Raw genomic sequence first — 14,069 nt, 5'->3', positions numbered from 1 at the left:
AGGCCGACGGACGAGGCCGACGAGGGGCGGGGATGATCATGCGGGACACCGACCGGGCGCTCGTGCAGGCCGCCACCGCCGTCGCGAAGCTGCGCTGCCGCAGCGACAACCACACCGTCGCCGCCGCCGTGCGCAGCACCGACGGCCGGGTGTTCAGCGGGGTGAACGTCTACCACTTCACCGGCGGCCCGTGCGCCGAGGTGGTGGCACTCGGGGCCGCCGCGACCCAGGGCGCCGGTGAACTGGAGGCCATCGTCGCGGTGGGGGACCGGGGCCGGGGCGTCCTGCCGCCGTGCGGGCGCTGCCGTCAGGTGCTGCTCGACTACTTCCCGTCGATCAAGGTGATCGTCGGGCCGCCCGACGGGCTGCGCGCCATCCCGGTCGCCGACCTGCTGCCCGAGACGTACGTCTGGTCCGACCAGCAGGTCGAGGTGCCGGTGGCCGCCCGCGCCGGGGTGTGGCCGACGCCGGTGGTACCGGGCAGCCGGCAGGCGCCGGAGGACTGACGGTACGGGTGCGGTGAGCCGCGGCACTCAGTCGCCGGCCGCTGCCTCCAGCATCGAGCGGGGGACCGGCACCTGCTCGAAGCGGACCTGGCCCTCCGGCACCATCCAGCTGCTCACCTGCGCGACCAGCCGGCCCGCGCGGACCGCCGGGTCGTTCGCGTACAGCTCACGGGCCATCTGCGGGTCCACCGACAGCACCACGAAACCGCGGACGCGTCCGTCGTCACCGTCCAGGAACGGCCCCGCCGCGAGCACCGCGCCCTGCTCCACCAGCCCGGCCTGGTGCGCCAGGTGGGCGTCCTGGATTCGGTCGAGGGCGTCCTGCGGCAGGTCGGGCGCGTCGTCCGGGCGGACCAGGAGCACCACCGTGTGCCTGTCGAATCGCATGTCCTCAGGCTAGGTGCTGCCGGGCGTGCAGTGCCCGGATCGACCAGTCCAGCACCGGGGCCAGGCTCTCGGGCGGTGGCCAGCCGTTGACCACGGAGAGCAGCTTCAGGTACCGCTCCCGGCGAGGGTCGCGCGCGGCCCGCAACCGGTCCAGCATCCGCCGGCGCAGGCCGGCGTCGTCGGGCCGGCCGCAGAGCCGCGCGTACCGGTCCGCCACCCGGGCCAGGACGGCATCGGCCCCGGGCGAGGCCGGCTCGACACCGGCGGCCAGCGCCGGGGCCACCTCCTCCCGGACCACGGCGACCACGTCCCGGCGTACGCCCTCGGCGCCGGCCCGGTCCGCCGCGTGCTGCTCGGCCAGCCGGCGCAGCCCGGCCCGGAACTCCGGGTCCAGAGCCAGCTCGGCCAGCTCCACCCACGCCTCGATCTGGCAGTCGTCCGGATCGTCCGCCGGCTCCGGCGTCAGTGACCGGCGGATGCCCGCGAACCCCGTCAGGTCGCCGAACGCCGCGTCGAGGAACTCGTCGACCAGTCGCCGTCGTTCCCGTGCGGCCAGGCCGGCCAGCCGGTGCAGCAGGTCGGCCTCGGACGGGCCGGCCCCGCGCCGGGCGATCACCGTGAGCACCGCGCGGCGCGACCGCAGCAGCCGGATCTGCGCGGTCAGCGCGTCCGCGTGCGCCGAGGCGACCTCGGCCAGGGTGACCTCCCGGCTCACCACCCGGCGCACTGTGGGCAGGTCCACGCCCAGCTCGCGCAACGTCCGTACCAGGTCGAGCCGGGCCACCGCGGCCGCGTCGTAGCGGCGGTGGCCGGCCGGTCCCCGGTCGGTGGGCGGCACGATGCCGCGGTCGGACCAGAACCGGATGGTCTTCACCGGCAGCCCGGTCCGCCGGGCCAGGTCACCGATCGAGTAGCGCTCCGCACCGTCCATGCGCCCACCATCGCGCCTCCCCCCGGTGGAGGCGCAACCCCATCGACAGCGCCCGCTTAGGTACGCCTTAGCAGGTCAGCTAAGGTAAGGCGCACCTAACCGGAAGGCCAAGATCCCTCGTGACCACCGTCGCCGTCCGGCCCGCTCGGGCCGGGGCTCCCGTCCGCCGCGGCACCGCCCGCCGCGTCGCGGTCACCGTGGCGGCGGCGCTCCTGCTCCTGCTGGCGCTGCTGGCCAGCCTGGCGCTCGGCAGCCGGCACCTCCCCGTCGACCAGGTGTGGCACGCGCTGGTCTCCCCGGACGGCGGCGACGCCACCACTGTGGTCCGGGATCTGCGGCTGCCGCGTACGGCGCTCGGGCTCGTCGTCGGCCTGGCGCTGGCGCTGGCCGGGGTGCTGTTCCAGGCGGTCACCCGCAACCCGCTGGCCGAGCCGCGCATCCTCGGCATCAGCGCCGGGGCGTCGTTCGGCGTGGTGCTGGCCATCGCCGTGTTCGGGGTGGGCACGCTGGCCGGGTACGTCTGGTTCGGCATCGCGGGCGCGCTGCTCGCCGGGCTGCTCGTGTTCGCCGTCGCCAACCGCGCCCGCGAGGGCGCCAGCCCGGTCACCCTCGCGCTCGTCGGCGCGGCCCTCGACGCCGGTCTCGGCGCCATCGTGTACGCGCTGCTCAGCATCGACGCCCGCACGTTCGAGGAGTACCGCTTCTGGGTGGTCGGCGGGCTGACCGGCCGCGACGTCGGCGTGGCCGGGCAGGTGCTGCCGTTCGTGGTGGCCGGGGTGCTGCTGGCCGCGCTCGCCGCCCGCGGCCTGGACGCGCTCGCCCTCGGCGACGACGTGGCCCGGGGGCTCGGGCACCGGGTCGCGCTGGTCCGGATCGCCGCCGGGGCCGGTGGCGTGCTGCTCACCGGCGCGGCGGTGGCCGCCGCCGGGCCGATCGCCTTCGTCGGGCTGGCGGTGCCGCACCTGGCCCGGGCGCTCGTCGGCGCGGACCAGCGGTGGACGCTCCTGGTCGCCGCGCTGCTCGGCCCAGCGCTGCTGCTCACGGCCGACGTGGCCGGCCGCCTGGTCGCCCCGCCCGGTGAGATTCCGGCCGGCATCATCACGGCCCTGCTCGGCGCTCCACTCCTGGCCTTCCTGGTCCTCCGAGCCAAGACGGTAACCACATGACCCGCCACGCCCCCCACTCCCGCGATCTTGCACTTGCTGCCCCGGCGGAAGGGGCATTCCGGGCACCCGGAGGGCCCGAAGTGCAAGATCAACAACGCGGGGGCGGCGGGCGGCGGCGCGGGCGGGGGGTGCTGCGGGTCGGGGCGGTGGTGGTGCCGTTCCGGTGGCGGCCCCTGGTGGTGGCGTTTGTTCTGTTCGTGCTGCTTGGCATTGCGGTGGTGGTCAGTCTGTCGTTGGGTACGCCGTACGTCGCCCCGGTGGACGTGGTGCGGTCGCTCTCCGGCGCGGGCACCCCGTACGACCTCGTGGTGCGCGACCTGCGACTGCCTCGCGCGGTCCTCGCGGCGGTGGCCGGGGCGGCCTTCGGCGTGGCCGGCACGCTGATCCAGAGCGTCGCCCGCAACCCGCTCGCCAGCCCCGACGTCATCGGCGTCACCCAGGGCGCCGGGCTGGCCGCGACGATCGCGCTGACCAGCGGCGCGGCGGCGGTGCTGGTGGCGCCGGCGGCGCTGCTCGGCGGCCTGGCCGCCGCGGTGGTGGTGTTCGCGCTCGGCGCCCGGCACGGCCTGGCCGCCCAGCGGTTCGTGCTGGCCGGGGTGGCGGTGGCGTTCGCGTTCCGTGCGCTGATCGAGGTGGTCATGCTCACCGCCGACCCGATCGACGGGCTGCGCGCCCAGGTCTGGCTGATCGGCACGCTCGCCGGCAAGGGATGGAGCGAGGCGGCCTGGATCGCCGGCACGCTCGCGGTCCTGCTGCCGGTGCTGCTCTGGGCCGGGTGGGCGCTGCGCAGCAGCACGCTCGACGACGACACCGCGCGCGGGATCGGGCTGCGGCCGGTGGCCCGGCGTATCGGGCTGGCCGGGACGGGTGTGCTGGCCGCCGCCATGGTCACCGCCCAGGTCGGCGCCGTCGACTTCGTGGCGCTGGTGGCCCCGCAGGTGGCCCGCCGGCTGGTCCGCGCCGAGCGTCCGCCGCTGCTGTGCGCCGCGCTGCTGGGGGCGTTGCTGCTGGTCCTCGCCGACCTGGGCGCCCGCCGGCTGCTGGCGCCGACCCAACTGCCGGCCGGCGTGCTGACCGCGGCGATCGGCGGGCCGTATCTGATCTTCGTGCTGCTCCGCACCCGAGGGAGGCGGTCGTGACCGCGCTGCTGTCCACCCGCGACCTGGTCGCCGGCTACGAGGGCCGCACCGTGCTGGACGGGCTGGACCTCGACCTGCCGGCCGACACGTTCACCGTGATCGTCGGCCCGAACGCCTGCGGCAAGTCGACGCTGCTGCGCACGATGGCCCGGCTGCTCACGCCCCGGCGCGGCGCGGTGCTGCTGGACGGCGCGGCGATCCGGGACCTGCCGACCCGGGACGTGGCCCGGCGGCTCGGTGTCCTGCCGCAGAGCCCGCTGGTGCCCGAGGGGATCACCGTGGCCGACCTGGTCGGGCGCGGTCGTCAGCCCTACCAGCGCTGGTGGCGGCAGTGGTCGGCCGAGGACGGGCGGGCGGTCGAGGAGGCCATGCGGCTGGCCGACGTCAGCGCGCTCGCCGACCGCGCGGTGGACACGCTCTCCGGCGGGCAGCGCCAGCGGGTGTGGATCGCCATGACGCTGGCCCAGGACACCGACGTGTTGCTGCTGGACGAGCCGACCACGTTCCTCGACCTGGCCCACCAGGTCGAGGTGCTGGACCTGCTGCACCGGCTGCGCGCCGAGCGGGGCCGGACCGTGGTGGCCGTGCTGCACGACCTCAACCAGGCGGCCCGGTACGCCGGCCACCTGATCGCCATGCGCGACGGCGCGGTGGTGGCCGCCGGCAAGCCGCGCGAGATCCTCACCGCGGACCTGGTCCGCGACGTGTTCGGGCTCGACTGCGTGGTGGTGCCCTGCCCGGTCAGCGGCGCCCCGCTCGTGGTGCCGGCGCTCACCCAGGCCCCCCACACACAGACCTCGGCCGTTCCGGCCGTCACGCCGGCCACGGCCGGCGCCCCCGTCGGCGACGCCTGAGCGCGCCGACCCGCACCACCGAAAGGAACCTGATGCGTCGTCTCGCCGTCGCACTCACCGCCGCCCTCGCTCTCGGCGTCGGCCTCACCGCCTGCGGGGAGAGCGACCCCGTCGCCGGCACCGGCACCGGGGAGACCCGGGAGATCACCCACGCCATGGGCACCACGAAGGTGCCCGTCGAGCCGAAGCGCGTGGTCGTGCTCGACACCGACAAGATCGACACCGCGCTGTCGCTGGGCGTCACCCCGGTCGGCGCGGCGACCGCCGGTGAGGCGAAGAGCTGGCCCACCTACTTCGGCGCGGACAAGCTCGCCGGCATCACCGAGGTCGGCGTGCTCACCGAGCCGGACCTGGAGGCGATCAACGCGCTCAACCCGGACCTGATCCTGGGCAGCAAGTTCCGCCAGGAGAAGTTCTACGACGAGCTGGCCAAGATCGCCCCGACCGTGTTCACCGAGAAGGTCGGCGTCACCTGGAAGGAGAACTTCCTCCTCGACGGCGCGGCGCTGGGCAAGGAGCAGCAGGCCAAGGACCTGCTGGCCGAGTACGAGAAGCGGGCGGAGGACTTCGGCGCGAAGCTCGGCGACGCCTCGTCCCGCAAGGTCTCCATCGTGCGCTTCATGCCGACCGAGATCCGCCTGTACGGCCCGGACTCGTTCTCCGGCATCGTCGTCGGCGACACCGGCCTGGGCCGCCCCGAGCGGCAGATGCTCGCCGGCAAGGAGGACAAGCGGATGGACCGGGTCAGCCCGGAGCGCATCGCCGAGGCCGACGGCGACGTGGTGTTCGTGACCGCGTACGGCGAGAAGGCCGCCGCCGAGCAGGCGAAGGTCACCGGCGGCACGCTGTGGAAGGGCCTCTCCGCGGTCAAGGCCGGCAAGGCGCACGTGGTCTCCGACGAGATCTGGATGACCGGCATCGGTGTCGGCGCCGCCAACAAGATCTTGGACGACCTGGAGAAGTACCTGGCCGCCTGAGCCCCGATCACCCGCGCCCGTCCCGCCGCACAAGGCCGGACGGGCGCGGGTGCGTTCAGGCCGCCCGGATCCGGCGGCGCAGGAAGCCCCGCATGACGATCTCGCCGGCGAACGTGCCGACGCTGGTGGATGCGAGACCGGACCGGAGCAGGGCGACCGCGAAGCCGACCGCCGCGGCCGTGCCGAGCGTGAGGGCGAGCCCGGACTCGACCTCGACGAGGAGGTCACTCCGCTGCGGCGAGCCCGGAACGGCGGACGGCCGTCCCGGGGGAGCGGGACGGCCGTCCGGTCGGGCGGCGGTCGTCAGGCGGCGGTGGACCAGATGGCCCGGAACGCGGCGGCCTCACCGGCCAGCCACTGCTCGATCTGCTCGGGCTTGACGTCGGCGGGCATCCGGTGCGCCTCGCCGCGACGCACGTCGACCAGGACCGGCTCGGCGTGCGGCAGCACCGCGTCCATGTGCCGGGCCATCAAGTGCAGCGTGGCGAGCGTGGCCTCCTCGCTCGGCGGCGCCTCGTCGAAGTGCAGCCGGATCGCCTCGGCCCGGCCGTCGGCGTAGCGCACGCCGAACTGCGGGTTGATCTTCACTGGCAGGTCGCCCAGCATGGCCAGCGCGTCGCGGGTCTGGGCCAGGTCGACGCCGGCCGGCTCGCCGAGCGAGTGCAGCCAGCGGGTCGCGCCCGGCACGAGCGCCTCGTAGAGCGGCCGCCAGCGCGGCTTGACCAGGTCGGCGACCTGCGCGAGGTGGGTGCCGCCGGTGTGGAACGCGACGTCGGCCTTGAGCGCCTTGACGAACTGGCCGTGCGGGTTGAAGCCGTGCCGGCTGGCCCGCTGCCGGCGCAGCCCGCCGACGAAGGTGGCCTTGGTGGGGCCGGTGCGGTCGACGTACCGGGTGAATCCGAGGAGGGTGGCGTAGGGGGTGACAGGGGTCGCGGAGGTGGGCGCAGTCACGAGCATCCTCCCAGGTCAGCAGCTCGATTAGTACATACATTCTAATCGACGGGTCTGACATCGCCCAGGGTGCGAAAGGAGCATTGTGGATCCGTTCGCCGTCGGCCTGCCGACCCGGACGGGACACCACGAGATCGATCCGTCCCCTAGAGTGCGGTTCTTCCATACCTCTCTTCCGGAGTAACCATGCGATCCCTCACGGCCCGATGGCCCCGCCTCGCCGTCGGCGCGGCGCTGCTGGCCACGACCGCGCTCTTCGCCCCGTCGGCCCCGGCGCACGCCGCCGACGAGCTGCCCGACCTGTCCGGCTCCTTCTCCACCGACCCCGTCGCGGAGATCGACAACACGGGCACCACGGTCGGGATGTACGTCTCCAACTACGGCCAGGCCGATGCGACGGCGGTGACCGTCACGCTCGACCTGGGCAAGCTGTCGTCCGACGTGGTCGCCTCGGCGCCGGACTGGAACGACTCCTGCAAGCTGGCGGCCCAGAAGGTCACCTGCACCGTGGGTGGCCTGGCGCCCGGCCAGACCGAGCACATCTACCCGTTGTCGCTGGCCAGCCGCACCGGCGCGACCCCGGGAGACGCCGGTTCGGTGAGCGTGACCATCGCCGGCGCGCAGGACGACGCCAACCCCGGCGACAACACCGTCAGCTTCCCGGTCACGATCCTCACCTCGGGCCCCGATCTGGTCGCCGCCGCCGTGGACCTGAACGACAAGTCCAAGCCGGTCGGCGAGGGCGACCAGGTCCCGCTGTACAGCGGGGTGCTGAACGAGGGCGACAGCCCGGCGACCGACTTCACCGTCCGGGTCGACCTGCCGACCGGCGCCACCTTCGTCGAGCGGTACAGCGACTGCACCTACGTCGGCTACTACCCGAAGAACACCGGCCTGCCCTACGTCTACGGGCCCGGTCAGGTCACCTGCACCGTGCCGCTGACGCTCAAGCCCGGTGAGGGGCTGCTGCTGTTCGACGACGAGACGGGCGAGTCGCTGTTCAACATCACGTTCGGCCGCAACCTGCCCGGACCGGATGAGAACGTGGCGTCGTTCAGCACCGCCCTGGCCGGTGAGGCGGAGACGGCCAAGAAGGCCGCGGCCACCAAGGGCAACGGCCCGTCGTTCGCCGCCGCCGCCGAGAAGCTGCACGCCAAGGCGGTCCAGGCGGGCCTGGCTCGCAAGTCCGTCGTGGAGCGCGAGCTCGACGAGTCGGACAACTACGCCTACTTCCGATACTGGAGCAAGAAGAACACCCTCGACGTCGCCGTCACCGCCCCGCCGGTGAAGGGCGCGATCGGCCAGACCGTCGACCTCACCTACGAGGTCGTCAACAACGGCCCGTCCGACGGGGGCGGCCCCGGTGTCCTCATCACCGCTCCGAGCGGCACCGTCCTGCTGCCCAGCGAGTGGTGCTACACCGACGGCCAGCCGGGCAACACGTTGCCCGAGTCGGCGAAGCTGCGGTGCAACTTCGAGAGCGAGTTCCCGACCGTCGCCTCCGGGTACGGCCGGATCAAGCCCACCGTCAAGCTGAAGATCAAGTCGACGCCGGGTACCGACGGCACGATCGTGGTCAACGGCGCCACCTCCTCGACCGAGTCGAAGCCGGAGAACAACACCGCTCGCATCGTCGTCGCCGTCGGCGACGGCGGCGCGGGCGCCGGTGGCTCCGGAGACGGCACCGGTGGCACCGGCGGCGGCCTGCCGATCACCGGCGCGCCGGCGGCCACGCTCGCCGGTGTCGGCGCCGCCGTGCTCGCGGCCGGCGCGGTCCTGTTCGTCCTGTTCCGTCGTCGTCGCGTGGCGTTCCAGGCCCCGCGCGACTGACCCGACGCGAGCGCGGGGGCGGAACCGGACCGGTTCCGCCCCCGCGCTCGTCAGCCGAACACCGCTACAACTGGCCGACGTCGGTGATCCGGACCACCGCCGCACCGGTCTCGTCGGAGGCGGCGAGGTCGATCTCGGCGCTGATGCCCCAGTCGTGGTCGCCGTCCGGGTCGTCCAGGATCTGCCGTACGGTCCACCTGTCGCGGCCCTGCTCGATCATCAGCAGCGCCGGCCCGCGCGCGTCCGGTCCCACCCCGATGGAGTCGTACGCCTCGAAGTACGGCTCCAGCGCGTCGGCCCAGGCGTCGGCGTTCCAGCCGTCGCCGGCGTCCAGCTCGCCGAGCAGGTCCCAGCGGCGCAGCGCGGCCAGCTCGACGCGGCGGAACATCGCGTTGCGCACCAGCACCCGGAACGCCCGCGCGTTGCGGGTCACCGCCGGCGGCCGGTCGTCCAGCGAGGCGGCCACCTCGGCCACGTCCGACGGGTTGCGCAGCCGCTCCCACTCGTCGATCAGGCTGGAGTCGACCTGGCGGACCAGCTCGCCCAGCCACTCGATGAGGTCGACCAGCTCCTCGGTCTTGGCATCCTCGGGGACGGTCTGCCGCAGCGTCTTGTACGCGTCCGCGAGGTAGCGCAGCACCAGCCCCTCGGACCGGGACAGCCCGTAGAACTGGACGTACTCGGTGAACGTCATGGCCCGCTCGTACATGTCCCGGACCACGGACTTGGGGGAGAGCTGGTGGTCGGCCACCCAGGGGTGTCCCTGCCGGTACATCTCGTACGCGGAGTCCAGCAGCTCCGCCAGCGGCTTGGGCCAGGTCACGTCGTCGAGGAGTTCCAGGCGCGCCTCGTACTCGATGCCCTCGGCCTTCATCGCGGCGACCGCCTCGCCGCGGGCCTTGAACTGCTGCGCGGACAGCACCTGGCGCGGGTCGTCGAGGATCGACTCGATCACGCTGAGCACGTCGAGCGCGTACGACGGGGACTCCCGGTCGAGCAGCTCGACGGTGGCCAGCGCCAGCGGTGACAGCGGCTGGTTGAGCGCGAAGTCGAGCTGGAGGTCGACGGTGAGGCGCACCCGGCGGCCGGTCTCGTCCGGCTCGGGCAGCTCCTCGACCACGCCGCCGGCGCGAAGCGCCCGGTAGATGGCGATGGCCCGGCGGATGTGCCGGCGTTGGGCGGCCGGGTCCTCGTGGTTGTCGGTGAGCAGGTGCCGCATCGAGGCGAACGCGTCGCCGGGGCGGCCGATCACGTTGAGCAGCATCGAGTGGCTGACCTGGAAGCTGGAGGTGAGCGGCTCCGGCTCGGCCTCGACCAGCCGCTGGAACGTCGGCTCGCCCCAGCCGATCGAGCCCTCCGGCGGCTTCTTCTTCACCACCTTGCGGCGCTTCTTCGGGTCGTCACCGGCCTTGGCGAGCGCCTTGGAGTTCTCGATCACGTGCTCGGGGGCCTGCACCACGACCCGGCCGAGCGTGTCGAACCCGGCCCGCCCGGCCCGGCCGGCGATCTGGTGGAACTCACGGGCCTTGAGCAGCCGGGTGCGGGTGCCGTCGTACTTGCTCAAACCGGTGAACAGCACGGTCCGGATCGGCACGTTGATGCCGACGCCGAGCGTGTCCGTACCGCAGATGACCTTGAGCAGACCGGCCTGGGCGAGCGTCTCGACCAGGCGGCGGTACTTCGGGAGCATGCCGGCGTGGTGCACGCCGATGCCGTGCCGGACCAGCCGGGACAGCGTCTTGCCGAAGCCGGAGGTGAACCGGAAGTTGCCGATCGCACTCGCGATCATGTCCTTCTCGGCGCGGGTGCAGACGTTCACGCTCATCAGCGCCTGCGCGCGTTCCAGCGCGGCGGCCTGGGTGAAGTGCACGACGTACACCGGGGCCTGCTTGGTCTCCAGCAGCTCTTCGAGCGTCTCGTGCATCGGCGTGGTCGCGTACGAGAAGAGGAGCGGGACCGGCCGCTCGGCCGAGCGGACGACGGCGGTCGGCCGCCCGGTGCGCCGGGTCAGGTCGTCGACGAACCGGGTGGTGTCGCCGAGCGTGGCGGACATCAGCACGAACTGGGCCTGCGGCAGCTCGATCAGCGGCACCTGCCAGGCCCAGCCCCGGTCCGGCTCGGCGTAGAAGTGGAACTCGTCCATGATCACCTGGCCGACGTCGGCGCGGCGGCCCTCGCGCAGCGCGAGGTTGGCCAGGATCTCCGCGGTGCAGCAGATGATCGGCGCGTCCGCGTTGACGCTGGCGTCGCCGGTGAGCATGCCGACGTTCTCGGCGCCGAAGACCTCGCAGAGCGCGAAGAACTTCTCCGAGACCAGCGCCTTGATCGGCGCGGTGTAGAAGGTCGTCCGGTCGTCGGCCAGCGCCGCGAAGTGCGCCGCGATCGCCACCAGGCTCTTGCCCGAGCCGGTCGGCGTATTCATGATCACGTTCGCGCCGGAGACGATCTCGATGACCGCCTCCTCCTGATGCGGATAGAGGTCGAGGCCGCGCTCGGACGCCCAGGAGGCGAACGCGTCGTAGAGGGTGTCGGGGTCGGCGGTCTTCGGCAGCGCGGCGGTGAGAGTCATGGCGGCTCCCATCGTGCCTGGGCGGCGGGGTGCCGCGCCAACCGGGTTCAGCGCACCGGCTTCAGCGCACCGGGTTCAGCGCCGCTGGTGGATCAGGTCGAAGACCTCCCGGCCGGCGGTCAGCGCGCGCCGCTCGAACTTCGTCACCGGCCGGTGCGCCGGGCGGGGCGCGAAGCCGCCGTACACGTCGGCCAGCTCCGGGTCGGCGGTGAGCGTCTCGCGCATCGACTCGGCGTACTCGGCCCAGTCCGTCGCGCAGTGCAACGTGCCGCCCGGCGCCAGCCGGGACCGCAGCAGCGCCACGTGCGCCGGCTGGATGATCCGCCGCTTGTGGTGGCGCGTCTTCGGCCACGGGTCGGGGAAGTAGACGTGCACCGCGTCCAGGCAGCCCTCCGGCATGGCCCGGACCAGGTCCAGCGCGTCGCCCTCGGCCACCCGGACGTTGTCCAGACCGTGACGTTCGACCAGGTCGAGCAGGTTGGCGATTCCCGGCGTGTGGACCTCGACCGCCAGATAGTGTCGGTCCCGGTCGGCCGCCGCCATCGCGGCGGTGGCGTCGCCCATGCCGGAGCCGATCTCCAGCACCAGCGGCGCCCGTCGTCCGAACAGCGCCGTCGGGTCGCACGGCCCGTCGAGGGCGGCGATCTCGAGGCCGTACGCGGGCCAGAGCCGGGTGAGCGCGTCGCGCTGCCGCTCGCTCATCCGTCCGCGACGCGGATGGAAGGTACGGATGCGGCCGGCGGCGATGTCGGGGAGGGTCACAGCGACCCGAGCCTAGCCCGGATCGGATGTGATGTGCGGCCGGGGGTGAGAGGATTCATCCCGTACGCCGGGAGGGGTCATGGGGTCGTTCAGGGTACGTGAGGCGCTGCTGGTCGCGGTCGCCGCGTGCGCCGCCCCGCTGGTCGGCGCGATGCCCGCCCAGGCCGCGCCGCGCGCCGCCGAACCGGTGCCGGAACAGCCCCCGGGAGACGTGATCTTCGTGGAGGTCACCCCGGGCACCGTCTCGCCCGGCTACCTCGTCGGCATCCGGGCGAGCTGCCGGAACAACTCGGTACCGGCGATCGTGAGCTCGGACGCGTTCGGCAGGATCCAGGTGCAGCCGCAGCGCGGCCTGCTCACCGCCTCGCCGATGGTGTACGAGCGCACCCGGCCCGGCAACTACCGGGTCAATCTGGAGTGCCCGGGCGGGGAGACCGCCTCCACCATGCTCCAGGTGGTCAAGCAGGGGCAGCCCACGCGGCAGCCGAGTCATCTGCCCAGCCGTGGCCCGGCGACCGGTTTCGGCGGCACCGCCGGCCCCGGGCTCGGTGGCCTGCTGGTGCCCGTCGGGCTGGCGGTGACGGTGGTCGGCGCCGGGCTCGGCGTGGCCGCGTCCCGCCGGCACGCCCGCGGCGCCGCCGGACGCTGAGGCCGGCCATGGCCGAGCACTTCGTTCCGCCGTCCGCCGGATCCCGCCGCTCCGGCTGGCCGTTCCTCGCCCTGCCCCCACCCGCCGCACCACCCGCAGACGCCACCCGTCCGTCCAGAGCCGGTTCGGCCGCCGCGCCGCGACCGTGGTATCCGCCGTCGGCCGATCCGTCTGCCCTGCGCCCCCGGCCCGCGGGGCCGCCGCCGGTCGAGCCGCCACCGGCGTCGCCGGGCAGGGGGGACCGGGGCCGGCGCTCCTGGTCGAAGCCGCTGGCGGTGGTGCTGGTGCTGATCGGCGTGTTCGCCACCGGGGCCGGACTCGGCCGGACGGCCGGGCCGTTCGACTTCGCCGGCGCGTCGACCGAGTCGAGCCGGGCGAACGGGTCGGGCGCGGCGGCCCCGGCGAGCGCTGCCGCTCCGGTCCGGAAGCCGGCGAGCCGGCCGGTACGCCTGGCGGTGCCGGCCATCAAGGTCAACGCGCCGGTCACCCCGGTCGGGCAGGCGAAGGACGGCTCGGTGGACGTACCGCCGCTGACCGAGCACGACCAGACCGGCTGGTACGACCGGGGAGCGGTGCCCGGCGACCCGGGCCGGGCGATCATCGTGGGCCACGTCGACACCAAGAGCGGCCCGGCCGTGTTCTACCGGCTGCGCTCGCTCAAGCCGGGCGCCCGGATCCAGGTGACACGCGCTGATCGCAGCGTGGTGACCTTCAAGGTGGACAGCGTCGAGTACTTCGACAAGTCGAACCTGCCGGCCGCCCGGGTCTACGGCGACTCGGGTCCGGCCGAGCTGCGCCTGATCACCTGCGGCGGCGAGTGGGTCGGCGGCCGTACCGGCTACCAGGACAACGTGATCGTCTTCGCGTCCCTGACCCGCTGACCGCCCACCCCGCGGAGGCCCCAGCGTCGTCGATCATGGAGTTGGCGGCGACAAAACGGACCGCGAACGCCGTCAACTTCATGATCGACCCGGCGGGGTGGCGGGGTGGCGGGGGAGGGCAAGGGGGTCAGGGGGTGGCGGGGACCTGCTGGACCACCTCGAACTCCAGCAGGGTGGCGCCGGTGGCGACGGGCTTGCGGGGTTCGCCGCCCTCGGCGTGCGCGGCCCGGGCCGGGCCCTGCGCCCACGCCTGGTAGGCCTCCTCGCTCTCCCAGCGCGTGTACACGAAGTAGCGGGTGTCCCCGGCGACCGGGCGCAGCAGCTCGAAGCCGAGGAAACCGGGGGAGTTCTCCACCGCGCCGGCCCGGGCCGCGAACCGCTTCTCCAGCTCCGCGCCGGCGCCGGGCGGGACGTCGATCGCGTTGATCTTCACGACAGCCATGCGTCCACCCTAACCAGCGCCGCCC

The 14,069-nt window shown here is 73.7% G+C and carries 14 protein-coding genes and 1 pseudogene; 8 read left to right on the top strand and 7 right to left on the bottom strand.

Annotated elements, in window-relative coordinates:
• Nucleotides 1-32 precede the first annotated feature (32 nt).
• The gene (locus ABIH81_RS28375) at nt 33-506 is read left to right on the top strand and encodes a cytidine deaminase (protein WP_349877933.1); all 474 of its coding nucleotides are present in this window, start codon (nt 33-35) and stop codon (nt 504-506) included.
• Nucleotides 507-533: 27 nt separating this feature from the next.
• Here ABIH81_RS28375 and ABIH81_RS28370 read toward each other — a convergent pair whose 3' ends face one another.
• Complete coding sequence (locus ABIH81_RS28370) at nt 534-893, bottom strand: YciI family protein (RefSeq protein WP_013285335.1); 360 nt, start codon at nt 891-893, stop codon at nt 534-536.
• Between the two features lie 4 nt (nt 894-897).
• On the bottom strand, nt 898-1,824 hold the full coding sequence (locus ABIH81_RS28365) for a MerR family transcriptional regulator (RefSeq protein WP_349877932.1): 927 nt from the start codon (nt 1,822-1,824) through the stop codon (nt 898-900).
• Between the two features lie 119 nt (nt 1,825-1,943).
• Between ABIH81_RS28365 and ABIH81_RS28360 the strand changes: the two genes are divergently transcribed.
• The 4 genes from ABIH81_RS28360 to ABIH81_RS28345 all read left to right on the top strand — a co-directional run bounded on the left by ABIH81_RS28360 (nt 1,944) and on the right by ABIH81_RS28345 (nt 5,960).
• Entirely contained in the window at nt 1,944-2,990 is a 1,047-nt protein-coding gene (locus ABIH81_RS28360; RefSeq protein ID WP_349877931.1) for an iron ABC transporter permease, read from the top strand.
• A gap of 197 nt (nt 2,991-3,187) precedes the next feature.
• Nucleotides 3,188-4,129: an iron ABC transporter permease gene (locus ABIH81_RS28355; RefSeq protein ID WP_349877930.1), complete on the top strand. Its 942-nt coding sequence runs from the start codon at nt 3,188-3,190 to the stop codon at nt 4,127-4,129.
• A complete protein-coding gene (locus ABIH81_RS28350) occupies nt 4,126-4,983 on the top strand; it encodes an ABC transporter ATP-binding protein (protein WP_349877929.1) in 858 nt (285 codons plus the stop codon). Before ABIH81_RS28355 ends, ABIH81_RS28350 begins: the two co-directional genes overlap by 4 nt.
• A gap of 32 nt (nt 4,984-5,015) precedes the next feature.
• Nucleotides 5,016-5,960, top strand: coding sequence for an iron-siderophore ABC transporter substrate-binding protein (locus ABIH81_RS28345; RefSeq protein WP_121686630.1), 945 nt, complete (start codon nt 5,016-5,018; stop codon nt 5,958-5,960).
• 55 nt (nt 5,961-6,015) lie between these two features.
• On the opposite strand, the gene ABIH81_RS28340 is transcribed toward ABIH81_RS28345, so the two are convergent.
• The gene (locus ABIH81_RS28340) at nt 6,016-6,267 is read right to left on the bottom strand and encodes a divalent metal cation transporter (protein ID WP_349881230.1); all 252 of its coding nucleotides are present in this window, start codon (nt 6,265-6,267) and stop codon (nt 6,016-6,018) included.
• Entirely contained in the window at nt 6,264-6,911 is a 648-nt protein-coding gene (locus ABIH81_RS28335; RefSeq protein ID WP_194800963.1) for a hypothetical protein, read from the bottom strand. The genes ABIH81_RS28340 and ABIH81_RS28335 overlap by 4 nt, the downstream gene beginning before the upstream one ends.
• Before the next feature lie 186 nt (nt 6,912-7,097).
• Between ABIH81_RS28335 and ABIH81_RS28330 the strand changes: the two genes are divergently transcribed.
• A complete protein-coding gene (locus ABIH81_RS28330; RefSeq protein ID WP_349877928.1) occupies nt 7,098-8,741 on the top strand; it encodes a peptidase in 1,644 nt (547 codons plus the stop codon).
• A 64-nt stretch (nt 8,742-8,805) separates the two neighbouring features.
• Here ABIH81_RS28330 and ABIH81_RS28325 read toward each other — a convergent pair whose 3' ends face one another.
• Together ABIH81_RS28325 and trmB are read right to left on the bottom strand one after the other, a co-directional pair.
• Complete coding sequence (locus ABIH81_RS28325) at nt 8,806-11,310, bottom strand: DUF3516 domain-containing protein (protein WP_349877927.1); 2,505 nt, start codon at nt 11,308-11,310, stop codon at nt 8,806-8,808.
• Nucleotides 11,311-11,385: 75 nt separating this feature from the next.
• Nucleotides 11,386-12,012 carry a tRNA (guanosine(46)-N7)-methyltransferase TrmB gene (gene trmB / locus ABIH81_RS28320; RefSeq protein WP_349881229.1) on the bottom strand — a complete coding sequence of 209 codons (627 nt, stop codon included), beginning with the start codon at nt 12,010-12,012 and terminating at the stop codon, nt 11,386-11,388.
• A 139-nt stretch (nt 12,013-12,151) separates the two neighbouring features.
• On the opposite strand from trmB, the gene ABIH81_RS28315 reads away from it, so the two are divergent.
• A complete protein-coding gene (locus tag ABIH81_RS28315; RefSeq protein ID WP_349877926.1) occupies nt 12,152-12,721 on the top strand; it encodes a hypothetical protein in 570 nt (189 codons plus the stop codon).
• Nucleotides 12,722-12,966: 245 nt separating this feature from the next.
• Nucleotides 12,967-13,602, top strand: a pseudogene (locus ABIH81_RS28310) (class F sortase); the annotation flags it as partial.
• Nucleotides 13,603-13,729: 127 nt separating this feature from the next.
• On the opposite strand, the gene ABIH81_RS28305 reads toward ABIH81_RS28310, so the two are convergent.
• The gene (locus ABIH81_RS28305; protein ID WP_349877925.1) at nt 13,730-14,044 is read right to left on the bottom strand and encodes an antibiotic biosynthesis monooxygenase; all 315 of its coding nucleotides are present in this window, start codon (nt 14,042-14,044) and stop codon (nt 13,730-13,732) included.
• Nucleotides 14,045-14,069 lie beyond the last annotated feature (25 nt).

It is taken from the genome of Micromonospora sp. HUAS YX12, assembly GCF_040215685.1.
In the GTDB taxonomy this organism is placed as follows: domain Bacteria; phylum Actinomycetota; class Actinomycetes; order Mycobacteriales; family Micromonosporaceae; genus Micromonospora; species Micromonospora tulbaghiae.
Note: the sequence above shows the minus strand (reverse complement) of the source record. Positions and strands in the feature narration are given on the sequence as shown.

Bases quoted from the DNA above. Each gene is read 5' to 3' on its own strand.
- ABIH81_RS28375 (WP_349877933.1), top strand. From the start codon at position 33: ATGATCATGCGGGACACCGACCGGGCGCTCGTGCAGGCCGCCACCGCC.
- ABIH81_RS28370 (WP_013285335.1), bottom strand. From the start codon at position 893: ATGCGATTCGACAGGCACACGGTGGTGCTCCTGGTCCGCCCGGACGAC.
- ABIH81_RS28365 (WP_349877932.1), bottom strand. From the start codon at position 1,824: ATGGACGGTGCGGAGCGCTACTCGATCGGTGACCTGGCCCGGCGGACC.
- ABIH81_RS28345 (WP_121686630.1), top strand. From the start codon at position 5,016: ATGCGTCGTCTCGCCGTCGCACTCACCGCCGCCCTCGCTCTCGGCGTC.
- ABIH81_RS28330 (WP_349877928.1), top strand. From the start codon at position 7,098: ATGCGATCCCTCACGGCCCGATGGCCCCGCCTCGCCGTCGGCGCGGCG.
- ABIH81_RS28325 (WP_349877927.1), bottom strand. From the start codon at position 11,310: ATGACTCTCACCGCCGCGCTGCCGAAGACCGCCGACCCCGACACCCTC.
- trmB (WP_349881229.1), bottom strand. From the start codon at position 12,012: ATGAGCGAGCGGCAGCGCGACGCGCTCACCCGGCTCTGGCCCGCGTAC.
- ABIH81_RS28315 (WP_349877926.1), top strand. From the start codon at position 12,152: ATGGGGTCGTTCAGGGTACGTGAGGCGCTGCTGGTCGCGGTCGCCGCG.
- ABIH81_RS28305 (WP_349877925.1), bottom strand. From the start codon at position 14,044: ATGGCTGTCGTGAAGATCAACGCGATCGACGTCCCGCCCGGCGCCGGC.